The following is a 14,502-nucleotide window of genomic DNA, read 5'->3' as shown; positions in this document are numbered from 1 at the left end:
CCTACGATTGAAAACCCTGCCATAGACCGGCCCCAAGCATATTACCCGCGGCCTGTTTCCTGAAGCTTTCTGCTGCAAAAGCATCTGTATAAGACGAAAATTCGGCCGCAGCCCGGGCCGCAAGCCCGGAGGCCTGAGCAGCGTCGGCTCTGCCAGATTGAAGCCACTGCTCTGTTTCAGTTAACCTCAGAGCTGTGCCAGACCCGCCCCCGGCAGCAATCCCAATTCGTATCCAGCGTTCATTTCCAGGATCAATTTCACCGGTGAATGCAACAGTAACAAGTGATGCCGTGAACACCTCTCTTCGACCTAATTTTCGGTAAAAGGATATCTCACGTTTTCCTTCCGATATTTCGTGCGCTGTTTTATAAGGCGTCAGGTTATCTCTAACCACGTCATATGGAATATGAACGGACAATAATACATTATCTGAATGACGGCTGCCATCACATCCACCCTGAAGCCAGGATGATACACTCTGAACCTCGGTTCCACAGTCAGTCAGCCATTGAAGCTTCGCATCATATACGAGCAGTGCCGGTAACGTATCCCCGATACCGGACGCGATATTCCCGCCTATGGTCGCAGCATTCCTTACAGAAGGAGCCGCAATAGACAGCACGGCATCCTGCAGGATGGGAAGCTGCCGCAGCAGCGGTCGGCTGCACATTCCTTCAGGCGAGTCATAGCTCCGATTACAATCTCATCCCGCTGCATCGTTATTCCGCGAATATCGGGAATGCAGTCCAAGCTGATCAGATGTTCAGGTGGAACGTTTTGTTCCGTCTCCCACTGGGTTCGCAGTAAGGTGCCCCCGGCAGCATAACACCATGTTTCGGCAAGCTGCATTTTCATTATTTGCAGTTCTTGCAAACTAGCTGGCCGCCATACAGAAGGCTGCGCACCAGAGTGATATCCCGGTGTAACCATAGCTCCTCCTCCTTTTCAGCAGCATATTCTGTTTGTTGTGGTCACATACCAAGTGACCCAAGGCTGTAGAGGCTAACTGTACAGACACACAGCAGTATTATGGTCTCTCTCCACATCCCGCAGTATTATGCCTCTCTCCACATCCCGCAGTATTATGCCTCTCTCCACATCCGTTTTTCTGCATAATTCAGAATCTGCTGCACCTGCGGCTCTGTATCTGCATCCCAGAAGCTCTCTTGAGGTAACGACACTTGTATACCTTGATACTTCGCGTTACAAAGTATCCTGCGGGCTCCTTCATCTCCACGAAGGGACAGCAGCGGACCAAACATATGTGAGCGAAAAGCAACCGGTGGTTTACCGCTCCGATCGTTCAAGTCCGCAGCCGCAGCATAATCACACAGCGGGTGAGAAGCCAGCGCTGTCGTGACACGATTCATGTCCTGAGCTGTTATAAGGGGCTGATCGGCCATCAGCATCAACACACCCTGCGGCCTATAATCCATAGCTGCCGATACACCGCAATGCAGCGAGTTGGCCATACCGCCGGCATGATCTCTGCATACTACAATTCGTAATCTGTTGTCAGGATGATACGCGCGGGCTGCTGTACGAAGCCACTCGGCAGGCAACCATTCAAGGGAATCTTCCGGCTTAACCACACAGATAATCTGATCAAGAGAAGCATTCAGAGCCGCCTGCAGTGTCCAGGCTGCAAGTGCTCTTCCATCCGGCATCATTACCGCAAGTTTATCGCGGCCGAGCCTGCAGCTTCTACCAGCCGCCAGAAGGATACCTGTCGTTTGCATAGACGCCGCTCCTTTTACCTGTCATTAATTCGGGAAACTCTGAATTTCTCTTACGTCTGCATGCAATCAGTTCCGAAGCAATGCTGATCGCAATTTCCTCCGGTCCGTCTGCACCGATGGGCATACCAACTGGACTATGCACATGTTCTGGTGGTGTTAGTCCTTCGAGCAGACGAGCTGTCCGGGTACGTGAACCCATAATACCGAGATAGGCATATTTGCTGCCCGTGAGCAGTTCTAACATTTCGCGTTCTCGCAGGAACTGGTGGCTCATCAGGATGATGTAATCCTGCTCATCGATGCACAGCTGCGCGAAAAACTCCCGCGGGAAACCCTGCACCAGCTCTGCTTCAGGAAAACGTTCTGATGTACATAACGATGCCCGCCAGTCCGCTATAACGACACGGAATCCGGCAGATTGAGACAGCCGTGCAACAGGGATAACGTCATTACCTGCTCCGATGATAATCAAACGCGGTTTAGGTCTATAGAGCGCCATGATCTGTAGAGGAAAATTCCATGTCTCTGCCTGATGTCCCTTAGGCGAAAGCAGTGACAGATGTTGTTTTCTAAACATTTCAGGTTTTTCTTTCTGTATAGTGAAATCTTTCTGTGTACTGAAATTTACTTGGCCTGGCTTTATTCTTGCCAAGTCGTATTTAACGTGAAGGGAGCCTTCATCGAAGGACCTGGTAAAAGAAACCGTTTCTCCTGCATCAAAAAAGCACTGCATCTGCTGCATAACGAATCTCAACTCCCGGATGACAGGCTCCAGCAATACGATGACAAGACCACCGCAGCCGATCGTTTCGCCCCAGGACAAGTCATCCTCGGGACGCATGTCATACGAAGCTAATTCCATCGTCTCCGATTCCAGCACCCGGCCCACCCGCGCCAGAAGATCATCCTCCAGACAGCCCGGACTGATACTGCCGTACATGCTGCCGCCCTCCGTAAGCAGCATCGAGACTCCCTGCTTGCGGTACGCATGCCCCTCAACCTTGATGACAGTAGCGAGCACACTTCGTGTTTCCCGGACTGCAATGACACACAGATCATGCATTTCCATTTGAACCGCCGCCTTCCATCATAAAGGATCAATGAAACCAGACTAAGGGATCAATGAAACGGGACAGATCTCTTCCTATGGTCGAGCTGCATACGTTTCATCAGTCGGGCAATGCTTTTATCCGACTCTCTCAGAACGATACTGCGGTCAATGGTTTGGATTTTACGATTGCTCAGTACGATGTTTCCATCAATAATGACTGTGTCCACGCAGCTGCGGGTTGCCGAATACACGATGCGGGAATAAATATCCGTCTCGTAGGACGGGTATGTGTGAAAATCATCGAGGTCCAGCAGCAGCAGATCTGCCTTCTTACCCGCTTCAAGACTGCCGATTTCTCTGGACATTCCCAATACCTCGGCTCCGCCCATCGTTGCCATGCGCAGTACTGTTCTGGCATCCATCACCGTAGGACCATGCGGTACTTTCTGAATCAATGCTGTCATACGCATCTCCTGAAACATATCCAGATTGTTATTACACGGAGCACCGTCTGCACCAATACCTACTGCAATCTGCCGGTTCAGCAGATCGGGAATTTCCGCAACTCCCGAGGAAAGCTTCATATTAGAACCGGGACAGTGGGTTACTTTGACCCCGCGTTTGCGGATAATCTCCTTTTCTTCCTCACTCAGCCACACACAATGCGCAAGCACGAGCCGGGGAGTAGCCAGCCCGATATGATCCAGGTAGATAATGTTGCGCATACCTCGTTCATGTTCCACCAGTTCGATCTCTCCACGATTCTCGGAGGCATGGGTATGGACCTTTACATGATATTGGTTGGAGAGGTCTCGCACCTCCATCAGCAATTCCTCTGTGCAGGAAACAACAAATCGTGGACAGAAAGCATATTGAATGCGGCCTCCGCCGAATCCATTCCACTTTTCCAGCAAATCCACGCTTTGCTGCAGCGACTCTTGGGTATTCTCACGCAGAGGTTCAGGAACCTCGTCCCCGTGATCCATCATCACTTTGCCAGAGATCACCCGAATACCGCTCTGTGCCATCGCTTGGAAAGCCGATTCTGTATGATGAACCGTCTCCATATCCAGAATCGTCGTTGTACCGCTGGAGATCAATTCGCCGATGCCAAGCATGGCAGAGTAATATATGGATTCCTCATCATGTGCCGCTTCCAGCGGCCAAATGCGCTGGCGAAGCCAGTCCATCAGCTCCATATCGTCCGCACGGCCGCGAAACAGCGTCTGGCACAGATGAATATGCGTCTGGACAAATCCAGGCAGCAGCACTTTTCCATGCGCATCAATAACTTGATCCGCCAGCATCTCATCGATATGCACTGCAATGTCCTTGATTTTGTTATCTTCAATGAGCAGATCTCCCGTAAATACGTCTTCTTCTGCATTCATTGTGACTAATCGCGCGCCTTTGAGCAGCAGCGTTCCCATGTGAATCTCCCCTATCCGGTTCCATCTTGTCTGACTGCTTTATTTATTCGCTAGTCCATCATGATCAGCTTCCCCGATATGTGCTGTACCCCCCTGGAGCAATCAGTAATGGAATATGATAATGACTTCGGGCATCCAATACGGCAAAACGAATGGGCACCACTGTCCACAAAACAGGGTTCTGTTCTGCATGAACGCTTTGTGCATAATATCGGTCAACATGGAAACGCAGTTCGTATTCCCCCTCTGTCAGCTTTCCATCATGAAGCAGAGGCGAATCCAGACGTCCTTCCGAGTTGGTCCACGATGCTGCGACTTGGATATTGGACTCCTCTTTGCCCGAACCTTTTATGAAATACAGTTCGATCTGCATCCCTGCGGCAGGAGCACCTTTGGATGTATCCAGCACATGGGTAGTAATTCGGCCTGCGTTTGGCTGCATCAGACATCCCCCATCTCTTTAAATTCCATGAAGACCTGTATGCTGTTCCTGCTCTTTAAGCCACTGCTGCAGCCGGATCTCGGCTATTTTGAATACCTCATTAAATGCGGTCTCGAATTCCTCCTGCAGACTCCTTGCCTGTCGGTCGCGCATCGATTCCAGAATGGACTCGGCCGTATGACCCTTCACCGCCAATATGAAAGGAAATCCAAACTGCGCTGTATAACTGCGATTCAACTGCTGCAGCTCGTTATATTGTTCAAGTGAAAGTGAATCAAGGCCGGCACCGGTCTGCTCCCGAACTGAGCTGCTGCTCATACTGACTCTCGCTCCAAGATCCGGGTGCTTGCGCAGCAGTTCCAGCTTCTCTTCTTGGCCCGAGGCAAGTACCTGTCGTGTCATAGCCTGCATCATCTCTTCGAAGGAAGAGAACGGCCGAAGCACGGCGGAGCGTGCTGCAATCCACGCGGATTGTTCGAATAAAGGGCCAAATGTCTGTTCGAATTGGAGTTTAGACCAGCTGTTAACCAGATTTATCAGATTACTCATGTTAATCCCCCCGGTCTCTTATCGATGATTGTTCCTTATAATAAGCATCATCCTCATCTGCGGCAACAATATCTGCGCAAAATTGTAATATAACCTAACATGAAACGAATAGATTGTTCTTTGTGCACGGAAGTTTACCTTTCAAATATGCTTTTCATGTTAAATAACCGCACTTCATCATTATGAAAGTGCGGTTATTGAAGACATTTCAATTCAAAAATACATGCTTTAAGACTGAAGCATATATGCAGTGTGCACATGACCAACCGTACGAGTATGACCAGCATGCGGCAATCTTTTACATTCGAACTCGGACCGAAGGCGTCTTCTCCTGCACAAATTTACGGAAGGTGAAAACCAGTTTTAATTTAAGCAAATCGTTGGTCTTCTTGAAATCCATCTGCAGCAAACTTCCGATTTTCTCCATACGGTAGGTTACCGTGTTGCGATGCACATAGAGCTGTTTGGCCGCTTCGTTAATTAACCCGTCATTTTCAATAAATGACTCCAATGTGTTCATAAGTACCTGATTGGGATCACCATCTCTTGTGAGCAGCGGTTCAAGCACTTTATTGCAGTAATTCTCCATAATTTGCTCCGGCACATGCTGGAACACATACGCAAATTCCAACATCTCAAACTGCAGGGCACGGTCCTTCATGCCAAACCTGTGAGCCAGCTGACGTGTGTCGAGACATTCATGGTACGCTTCGCGCAGCGACACGGGCTCGTGCTTCATTTTACTAATCCAGAAACGCGGGCCCGGTGCTCCCTTAACGTCTTGAGCGGTGAACACGTCAGCAAACCGATTTAACAGGAAAGCGGATAACTCCTCCCCATAATCACGGCCGGTTGGACAGCTGTAGATGGACAAGATTCCCTCATTCAATTGAAAATGCTGGGCAGATGTAAACTGCATCAGCGGATTGTACTGCAGCTCACGATGAATCTGTTTAAGCAGCTTGCCCTCTGCGAAGAGATTCGGTTCAAGCGTGGTCAGCACACACTGATACGTCCCCTGGAAGAGATGCACACCCTTATTTTCGCTTAACGTCATCAGTTCCTGTATCGTCAATTTTTGGTCCACATACTGGGTAAGCAGTGTACGCATCTCATCCTGAACCGTTGGATTGATGTGCTCACGGTAAGTCATATCCATATAGAAGGCGAGTACATCAGCCGCCTGCTGGAACAAATCCTCCTCTGCACGCAGAGACAAGGCAGATTCTGTGTATACGAGCAGGAACCCGTACTCTTCGTCCTTTTGTTTGATTGGCACACGGTGACAGCTCCCCTGATTCCATTTCACCCGGTGCATCACTGACCTCCAGGGCCACCCCTGTGTAACTGCGCTGTCTGACATTGCATCACTGCCATAGAGTACATGCCCGCGGGAACCTATTACTGCAATCGGATAGTTGAGAACTAGGGCTATTTCGGCAAACACATTACGATGATGCTGCTGCTGTAATGCAAACTGCATCAGTTTCTTCTGTTTGCGTACCACTTCGTGCAGCAGTCGATGACTGCGTTCATGTTCCGCTCTAAACAAGGCATTCATCTGATCGGAGAAAGTAAATTGGAACGGAAGCTCCAGCAGCGGCAGCCGAAGCCGGTCAGCTTCCTCCACAATACCATCAGGGATGGACTGCCAGAAGCGTCCTAGTTTGATGCCAAGACCGGCACATCCCCGTTCATTCAGACGCCGCATCAGTCGGATCGCATCCGTCTCACTGTCTTTCATCATAAAAGCAGTTGTAAACAGCATCTCTCCAGATTTGATCCACTCTGCAATATCAGGAGCGTCCATGACGTTGACAGACTTCATCATTCGTGAAGTGCCTTCCCCGCCTGCAACCAGTTTGGCCTCGGACAGCGGATATACCTGTAAAGCTTCTTGAACGGTAAGCTGCATGGACATGACCTCCCATATAATTAACATTAAAAAGACGGAAACTCTTCATAAAATGGATCTATTCAGATTTCTTAATCAAAAAACGGGATAATCAAATCAATAACCCCATTCATTTGTTAAGTATTATAACATCATTTTCCAAAAATAAGCTTACATGAAAAAAATAAAACCTATGCCTGCCGACAACATCACATCATGCTGTCATTGACATAGGTTCAACAAGGTTGTATTTTATATCTCCATCTTCTCATTCGTGTGATTCAGCCATAATTTCATCCGGGACAGTACGTCTTTGACATTCAGCGGTTTGCTGAGATAATCCGTTGCTCCTGCGGAGATACATTTCTCCCGGTCCTCTTTCATCGCTTTTGCAGTGAGCGCAATGATTGGAATTTGTGTCAGCCCGAGACGCTCCCGAATCTGACGGGTTGTTTCGTATCCATCCATTTCCGGCATCATAATATCCATGAGAATAACGTCCGGTTTAATTGTTCCCTGTTCCAGCAGTTCCAGGCATTCCGTGCCATTTTGAGCCGAAACCACATTCATGCCGTATCGCTCCAGTGCATTCGCCAGCGCATAAACGTTACGGATATCGTCATCAACAACCAGAATCTGACGATCGCTGAATAATGATGCCTCAAGCGGAGTCAGCAGCATATCCCCATCCTTCAAGTCCATCTCAGTCTGAGTTGAGGGAGACATGCTTCGTTTTTCTACCAATGATCCTGCCGCTTCATGAAGGAAAAGTCTGGAGTTTGGTTCCTCCTGGACAGCCGCACCCTCTCTCTGCAGAGGAAGGAACAGCGTGAACACACTCCCCTGTCCGGGTCGGCTTGCTGCTGATATGGAGCCGCCCAGTAATGAAGCAAGTGACTGCGAGATGGACAACCCCAATCCCGTACCGCCGTATTTACGTGCGGTAGCACCATCAGCCTGTTTGAATGCTTCAAAAATCTGGAGCAGTTTGCTCTCCTCAATGCCAATTCCGGTATCACTTACAGAAAAAGCAATCACATCTGTATCCCGACCTGCTTGATCAGGGTCAGACAATCGCATCTGTGAGATGGTCAAAGCAACTTCACCCTCGCTCGTAAACTTAAATGCATTCGAGAGCAAATTTCTGAGAATTTGATGCAGCCGCATCTCATCCGTTTCAATCGTTTCGGGAAGGGGACTCTGCAGCTGTATTCGAAAGTCGATTTTTTTCTGCTCTGCCGTCTTTAAGAAATACTGATTCATCACTTCGGAAAGCGTATCGAGATAAACATCATCGAATTCGACTTCCATCTGTCCCGCCTCAACCTTGGACAGATCAAGAATATCATTAATCAGGTGAAGCAAATCTTTACCTGATCTGTGAATCACGGCAGCATAATTTTGCTCTTCGCTGCTCAAATGATGATGTTTATTCTCAGCCAAAATCTCGGACAGAATCAGCATGCTGTTGAGAGGTGTACGCAGTTCATGCGACATATTCGCCAGAAATTCAGACTTGTACCCCGAACTGGTCCGCAGCTGATCGGCAACGACTTCAAGTTCCTGAGCTGCATTCTCAGCCGCGCCTTTCTGACTTTCCAAACGTTCGTTCAACATATAGAGTTCTTCCGTCTGCATCTGCAGTTCTTCTGTCTGAGACTGCATCTCCTCCGCCTGCAGCTGCAGCTTCTCCGACTGCGCCTGCAGCTCTTCGTTCAAGACCTGTGATTCATCGTAAAGGTGCTGCAGCTCCATCCGTGTAACGGTGGAATGCAGTGAAACACCGAAAATAACCGCTATTTCCTTAATCCATTCCATTGCTCGCTCCGGTATAGGTTTCATCGAGGCCAGTTCAACAACAGCGATGGTCCTGCCTTCAAACAGGATCGGTACAACGGTGAGTGAATTGGCCGAGGCATAACCAAGCCCGGATGAGATCCGGATGTAATTCTGGGGTAAATCATTCATTCGCAGCACTCGCTGCTCAACCGCACTTTGGCCCACTAACCCTTCGCCAGGTGCAAGTGATATTTTTCCGAGAGAACGTTCTTTCTCACCCTCTCCTGCATAAGCAGCCACACGCAGCAGTCGGTTATCTTTCCAGTAATACAGCACACTGTACGGAATCTCCAGCATCACAGCAAGCTCGTTCAGGAACAAACGGGATAACCCTTCCAGTGTCGTTGGATTTTGCAAAAGTGCAGCAATGCCGGTAAGCTTGTCCTTAATTTGATTTTGCTCCTGAACTTCATCCAGCAGCTTATTCGTTTCATGACCGAGATCAGCCACTTCATCCCGAGTTCGCACACGTATCCGCTGTTTCAGGTTTCCACCGCTCGAAATATCACTTATCGTCTGTTTCACTTCTTGAAGCGTGCTTACAATATTGCGTGAAACAATCAAAGCGGCGGCAATGGATAGTGCTGCGATTAAGCCCCACAGGGTATACATGATTGTCAGCAGCGTTGAGCTGCGGTGCGCCAAATCCGTCACCCTTGCTTCTGTCAGCATAATCTCTGTGCTGCGGAAGTCGGCGAGCTGGGAACGAAGCAGGTCGATTTCGTTTTTACCTGGATCGGTTGCAAAGAAAGCGAGAACCTTGCTCTGGTCCCCTTCCTTCTTCAGCTCTACAGATCGTTCACCGGCAATCTCGATCCAGCGGGTAATATGGGACTTAATATTCTGCAGCCGCTGCTGCTGTGTCGGGTTATCGCTGATGAGAGCATATAACTGATCATAATTGGAATTCCACTCAGAAAGCCCTTGATCATAAGGTTCAAGATAACTTTCCTTACCGGTAAGCATATAACCACGCTGCCCTGTTTCCATATCCAGCACATTCTTTTCAATCGCATTGGTCAGATTATGTACATCCAGATCATGATGACTGATAAAGTCATTTTCCTTCTGCAGCACATTAATTTGGGCCGAAAGTACCAGCAGAACTGCACCAAATAAAAGAACCACTACAAGATAGCCCAAAACAATTTTGGAGCGTATCGTAAATCTTCTCGTTTTAGACAACGTGGAACCCTCCAAAATATAGATGAATACTGCATTATATCGTTGAAATCTGCTGCATTAGTATTTTATATGTATAGGTATCGTCTGACAAGCAAAATGTGCTGCGCAAATAAGAAAAACGACCTGCATTCGCAGGCCGTTCCGGGACTTTATTCGTATTCATATAAAAAATAATAGATATTAAGCCTTCGGTGCAATCATTTTGGCCGGGTCTACGTATTGATCGAATTGTTCCTCTGTAAGAAGTCCTGTCTGTAATGCAGCCTCCTTCAGAGACAACCCTTCCTTATGCGCAAGCTTCGCAATCTTCGCTGCATTCTCATATCCGATATGAGGATTGAGCGCCGTAACCAGCATAAGCGAGTTATCCAGGTTATGTTTGATCTGATCCAGATTCGGCTCGATCCCCACAGCGCACTTGTCATTGAAAGCAACGATAGAGTCAGCAAGCAGCTGCACGGATTGCAGGAAATTATAAATAATAACCGGCTTGAATACGTTCAGTTCAAAATTACCTTGGCTGGCCGCGAATCCAATCGCAGCATCATTACCCATCACCTGTGTCACAACCATCGTGATGGCTTCGCTCTGTGTAGGATTTACTTTACCCGGCATAATGGAGCTGCCCGGCTCATTCTCGGGGATTCGGATCTCACCAAGACCGCTGCGCGGACCGCTCGCGAGCCAGCGTACGTCATTGGCAATTTTCATCAGATCTGCTGCAAGCGCTTTGACTGCCCCGTGAGCATAGACCACTTCATCATGGCTTGTCAGTGCATGGAATTTGTTTGGCGCAGATACGAAATCTTTGCCTGTATGTTTACCGATCTCTTTGGCTGTAAGATCACCAAAGTCGGGATGTGCGTTGATTCCCGTTCCTACAGCCGTACCGCCAATTGCAAGCTCTTTCATATATTCTACGCTCTCGCGAATCATACGCTCACTCTTGCCCAGCATCGCTTCCCAACCGCTGATCTCCTGGCCAAGCGTAATCGGCGTTGCATCCTGGAGATGAGTACGTCCAATTTTGATGATGTCTTTAAACGCTTCCACTTTTGCGGCAAAAGTCGCTTTCAGCACCGCAATCGCCGGCAGCAGCTGATCTTCTACAGCCAGAACGCCCGCAACATGCAGCGCTGTCGGGAATGTATCGTTGGAGCTCTGCGACATATTTACATCGTCATTGGGATGCAGTCGTTCTTCCTTACCCTTTTGCTCCAGCAGCTGATTACCAAGGTTAGCAATGACCTCATTCACGTTCATATTGGATTGCGTACCGCTGCCTGTCTGCCACACAACCAATGGGAAGTGGTCATCAATGCGCCCTGCGATAATCTCGTCTGCCGCATAAGCAATCGCATCTGCTTTCGCCGCTGATAATTTTCCTAATTTATGGTTACTTGCCGCAGCACTTTTTTTCAAGATGGCAAGCGCGCGCACGACTTCCATCGGCATATGCTCGCGTCCAATCGGGAAATTCTCCTTGCTGCGCTGCGTCTGAGCGCCCCACAGCCTGTCGGCTGGTACTTTCATTTCGCCTAACGTATCTCTCTCAATGCGGTATTCCACTTGCTTGTCCTCCTCCAAAAAGTTGGTCTGGGTCTCTACAAAGCTTGTGTATCTCGTCATATTATACATGATTTACGAGCAGGTTTTCACCTTTTCGGGCAAAATTGTAAGCGTAACGCAAAACAGACTAACCGTACGAAGCTTCAGATGCGCATCATTTATTTCCGAGCAGCAATCGGATACAAACGACTCGTTTGTTCAAACAGTTCACCTGGCTGCAGACCGACAAGTCCCATCTCTTCCGCTGAAATGCCTTCCACATTCGGGGCATTAACCAGATTCATCTGTGGTTCCGGACAGAAAAATTCATTGCAGGCATTGTTGTTCCAGATCATCCAATGTTTATAGGACGTACCGACATCGTATACCAGCTTGTCACCCGTGCGGTGATCCGTCAGTTCCATATAATTGCGGCCGTTCTGCGGCTCAGCAGTATAGTGGTTATCCATCGCTGCAAAAAACGGACTAACCCCGCCTTGTTTAAGCTGCTCTTCTTCTGGTGAAAGCGGTTGAAATTGTCCGGTCGGCAGAGAGCGCTCATTCAGTTCACGGCGCTGACCGATAGTTACTTTGGCCGTGTAGTCCGAAGATTGGCTGTCCGGTGCAAAAGGTACTTTGATCGCTGTATGGAAAGCAAACAGGTTCGGCATAAATTCAGCACCCGTATTGTTTACGATTAGCTGCTGCTGCAGCCCTTGACTGCTCAAAGAATAGCGAAGTGTTACAGTGAATGTAAATGGCAAATATTTGTGAAAAGCATGTCCTTCGCCGATACTTTGGCTGAGTGTAACATGACTTTCCAGATCATTGGTGCCGTACCCCTCTACTGTCCACGCTGCATCATGTAAAAATCCGTGCAGATGGTTGCCTGTCGCAGGCTCATTAATCGGCAGCTGATACACTTTACCATTCCACGGGAAACGACCGTCTTCATAGCGGTTAGGCGGGGATAGAACAGGAATACCATACACGGCTGGAGCCGCCATGAATTCATCCATCTGATCCTGATCGGGCTCTCTCAGATAGCTGTACCCTTTTTCCGTATCCCGGAAAGCAACCAGATTCGCACCAACACTAGGAAGGACAGCGGCTTCAAATGGACCAAAGCGCAGCCATACCGCAGGAATACCACCAAATTGTTCCTCAAACGCTGTATTCTGTTGTGTCATCGTTATATGTACCTCCTGCATACTAAGGTTATATTATACGGCTCGACTATATCATGATTGGGCATAAAATAACAATCCGAGTTCGAGAACAAATGAAGAACAGGATTACAAACCAAAGAGACAGCTGCTCGTTAAGCGGCTGTCTTGATAAGACCTGCTCAGTATTCAGCGCCTCCTATAAACACAGGCATCCGGCTTCAGTCCACATATTCGCCCTGTTTAGGTACCGCTTCTTCTTCAAAATGCTGATCAAGCGCTTGAAGGGATTCACGGAGCATCTCTCCGCTCAACACATGCCCATGTCCCGTTACGGCCATCTTTGGCTCCAGGTGTCTGATCTGCTGGACAGATCGATGGGCTTCCTGCCAATTCGTTGTAAAATAGGCCGGAGGTCCATGCAGCTGTTTGTCCTGAAGCAGGACACTCCAGAGCGATTCCTGTTTTACCGAGACAATCGCGTCACCGGCAATCAGTAAACGATCCGCTTCACGGAACAAGGAAATATGCCCCGGTGTATGACCTGGTGTGTGCAGCCAGTTCCATCCGGATAAACCAGGCACGGAACGATCCTGCGGAAGACTGAACACTCGATCATCCAGGTTAATCGCTTCGTTAGGATATGTGAAAGACAGACGCGCCATTAATCCTCCGCCCACAGAAGGATCTGCAGGGGGATAATTTTTCAAACCCGTTAAATATGGAATCTCCAGTGGATGTGCGTACACCGGCACGCCCCAGAATTGCTCCAGTTCGATCACTGTTCCCACATGATCAAAATGACCATGGGTTAGTATAATGGCAGACGGCGGACCTGGAAAACGTTCAGCTGCCATATCAACAATGCAATTCGTGAATTTCGACATGCCCGTGTCCACAAGGACCCAATTCCTGCTTCCCGGTTCTCCAATGAACACGACATTCACAAAAAGGGTACGCAAGCTCAAAATATCAGGAGCAGCTTCCTCATAACTGGTCATTCCTGAAGTAATCAGATTGTCAAATGCCATTCACGGTTACCCCCCATCAGGCGAATTGTCTCTCTGGTTTGTTCATCTCGTAGACTTTCCCTTTTCTGGATCATCTATTCGGGATTTCAATATAAAATAGACGGCGCGTACCCGTTCAGGGCACACACCGTCTAGTATAGTCATGTCAAACAGACATTAGAACAAGAACATCTGCAGCAGGTCAAGCCGGATAAGCATCTAAAGCAGCATCGAGCAGCTGATTGTACAAATCATCATCATTTTCAAGCAGCTCGTCCATTTTCAACAGTTCTTCCTCGTCTCCGGATTGCTCCGTAAAGTGCAAACTGTAGTCCCAATCCTTGCCGTTCTTGCTCATAAACGTGATTTCATAGACGGATTTATCCCCAGCCGTTTTGAATACCGTACTTCCAACAAAACTTTTTTCATCCTCACGGCGCATTTCAGCGCGAATAATTTCAACAGTCACCTTCATACTCTCCTTTTAATCTCTCGTTTAAAGCATTTCTACGGAATTCTTCACTCCGCAGTATTCTCTAAAATCTTTGGGTTTACAGCTTTATCCAACTTTCTGGCAAAGCTGTTTGGTAATTATTATTGGTTAATTGTACAATATATATCGTAGCATCGTATACATTATTCAATGAAG

Annotated in this window: 13 protein-coding genes; all 13 read right to left on the bottom strand. The window is 48.4% G+C overall.

Going from position 1 to position 14,502, the window contains the following annotated elements; genetic code table 11:
• Nucleotide 1 precedes the first annotated feature (1 nt).
• Nucleotides 2–670, bottom strand: coding sequence for an FAD binding domain-containing protein (locus ABXS70_RS10110; protein WP_366295575.1), 669 nt, complete (start codon nucleotides 668–670; stop codon nucleotides 2–4).
• Nucleotides 595–930: an FAD binding domain-containing protein gene (locus ABXS70_RS10105; protein ID WP_366295573.1), complete on the bottom strand. Its 336-nt coding sequence runs from the start codon at nucleotides 928–930 to the stop codon at nucleotides 595–597. The genes ABXS70_RS10110 and ABXS70_RS10105 overlap by 76 nt, the downstream gene beginning before the upstream one ends.
• Nucleotides 931–1,082: 152 nt before the next feature.
• The gene (locus ABXS70_RS10100; protein ID WP_366295571.1) at nucleotides 1,083–1,739 is read right to left on the bottom strand and encodes an NTP transferase domain-containing protein; all 657 of its coding nucleotides are present in this window, start codon (nucleotides 1,737–1,739) and stop codon (nucleotides 1,083–1,085) included.
• Nucleotides 1,705–2,808 (bottom strand): XdhC family protein, encoded by a 1,104-nt coding sequence (locus ABXS70_RS10095; RefSeq protein WP_342551342.1) that lies wholly within the window; start codon nucleotides 2,806–2,808, stop codon nucleotides 1,705–1,707. Before ABXS70_RS10095 ends, ABXS70_RS10100 begins: the two co-directional genes overlap by 35 nt.
• Before the next feature lie 50 nt (nucleotides 2,809–2,858).
• Entirely contained in the window at nucleotides 2,859–4,220 is a 1,362-nt protein-coding gene (locus tag ABXS70_RS10090; protein ID WP_342551343.1) for a 5'-deoxyadenosine deaminase, read from the bottom strand.
• Between the two features lie 64 nt (nucleotides 4,221–4,284).
• On the bottom strand, nucleotides 4,285–4,662 hold the full coding sequence (gene uraH / locus ABXS70_RS10085) for a hydroxyisourate hydrolase (RefSeq protein ID WP_366295568.1): 378 nt from the start codon (nucleotides 4,660–4,662) through the stop codon (nucleotides 4,285–4,287).
• 18 nt (nucleotides 4,663–4,680) lie between these two features.
• Entirely contained in the window at nucleotides 4,681–5,211 is a 531-nt protein-coding gene (uraD, locus tag ABXS70_RS10080) for a 2-oxo-4-hydroxy-4-carboxy-5-ureidoimidazoline decarboxylase (protein WP_342551345.1), read from the bottom strand.
• A 298-nt stretch (nucleotides 5,212–5,509) separates the two neighbouring features.
• Nucleotides 5,510–7,126, bottom strand: a complete 1,617-nt coding sequence (locus ABXS70_RS10075; RefSeq protein ID WP_342551346.1) for a PucR family transcriptional regulator ligand-binding domain-containing protein — start codon at nucleotides 7,124–7,126, stop codon at nucleotides 5,510–5,512.
• Nucleotides 7,127–7,357: 231 nt separating this feature from the next.
• The gene (locus ABXS70_RS10070) at nucleotides 7,358–10,129 is read right to left on the bottom strand and encodes a CHASE3 domain-containing protein (RefSeq protein ID WP_366295565.1); all 2,772 of its coding nucleotides are present in this window, start codon (nucleotides 10,127–10,129) and stop codon (nucleotides 7,358–7,360) included.
• A gap of 180 nt (nucleotides 10,130–10,309) precedes the next feature.
• Nucleotides 10,310–11,698 (bottom strand): class II fumarate hydratase, encoded by a 1,389-nt coding sequence (gene fumC / locus ABXS70_RS10065; protein WP_342551348.1) that lies wholly within the window; start codon nucleotides 11,696–11,698, stop codon nucleotides 10,310–10,312.
• 158 nt (nucleotides 11,699–11,856) lie between these two features.
• Nucleotides 11,857–12,867, bottom strand: a complete 1,011-nt coding sequence (locus ABXS70_RS10060; protein WP_342551349.1) for an aldose 1-epimerase — start codon at nucleotides 12,865–12,867, stop codon at nucleotides 11,857–11,859.
• Nucleotides 12,868–13,064: 197 nt separating this feature from the next.
• Nucleotides 13,065–13,874 carry an MBL fold metallo-hydrolase gene (locus ABXS70_RS10055; protein WP_366295562.1) on the bottom strand — a complete coding sequence of 270 codons (810 nt, stop codon included), beginning with the start codon at nucleotides 13,872–13,874 and terminating at the stop codon, nucleotides 13,065–13,067.
• Nucleotides 13,875–14,055: 181 nt separating this feature from the next.
• Nucleotides 14,056–14,328, bottom strand: a complete 273-nt coding sequence (locus ABXS70_RS10050) for a hypothetical protein (protein WP_342551351.1) — start codon at nucleotides 14,326–14,328, stop codon at nucleotides 14,056–14,058.
• Nucleotides 14,329–14,502 lie beyond the last annotated feature (174 nt).

Source organism: Paenibacillus sp. AN1007, from assembly GCF_040702995.1.
Classification (GTDB): Bacteria; Bacillota; Bacilli; order Paenibacillales; family Paenibacillaceae; genus Paenibacillus.
This window is presented reverse-complemented; position numbering and strand designations above follow the sequence as displayed.

Coding starts and splice junctions, on each gene's coding strand:
- ABXS70_RS10110 (WP_366295575.1), bottom strand. CDS start 670: ATGTGCAGCCGACCGCTGCTGCGGCAGCTTCCCATCCTGCAGGATGCC.
- ABXS70_RS10105 (WP_366295573.1), bottom strand. CDS start 930: ATGGTTACACCGGGATATCACTCTGGTGCGCAGCCTTCTGTATGGCGG.
- ABXS70_RS10100 (WP_366295571.1), bottom strand. CDS start 1,739: ATGCAAACGACAGGTATCCTTCTGGCGGCTGGTAGAAGCTGCAGGCTC.
- ABXS70_RS10095 (WP_342551342.1), bottom strand. CDS start 2,808: ATGGAAATGCATGATCTGTGTGTCATTGCAGTCCGGGAAACACGAAGT.
- ABXS70_RS10090 (WP_342551343.1), bottom strand. CDS start 4,220: ATGGGAACGCTGCTGCTCAAAGGCGCGCGATTAGTCACAATGAATGCA.
- uraH (WP_366295568.1), bottom strand. CDS start 4,662: ATGCAGCCAAACGCAGGCCGAATTACTACCCATGTGCTGGATACATCC.
- uraD (WP_342551345.1), bottom strand. CDS start 5,211: ATGAGTAATCTGATAAATCTGGTTAACAGCTGGTCTAAACTCCAATTC.
- ABXS70_RS10075 (WP_342551346.1), bottom strand. CDS start 7,126: ATGCAGCTTACCGTTCAAGAAGCTTTACAGGTATATCCGCTGTCCGAG.
- ABXS70_RS10060 (WP_342551349.1), bottom strand. CDS start 12,867: ATGACACAACAGAATACAGCGTTTGAGGAACAATTTGGTGGTATTCCT.
- ABXS70_RS10055 (WP_366295562.1), bottom strand. CDS start 13,874: ATGGCATTTGACAATCTGATTACTTCAGGAATGACCAGTTATGAGGAA.
- ABXS70_RS10050 (WP_342551351.1), bottom strand. CDS start 14,328: ATGAAGGTGACTGTTGAAATTATTCGCGCTGAAATGCGCCGTGAGGAT.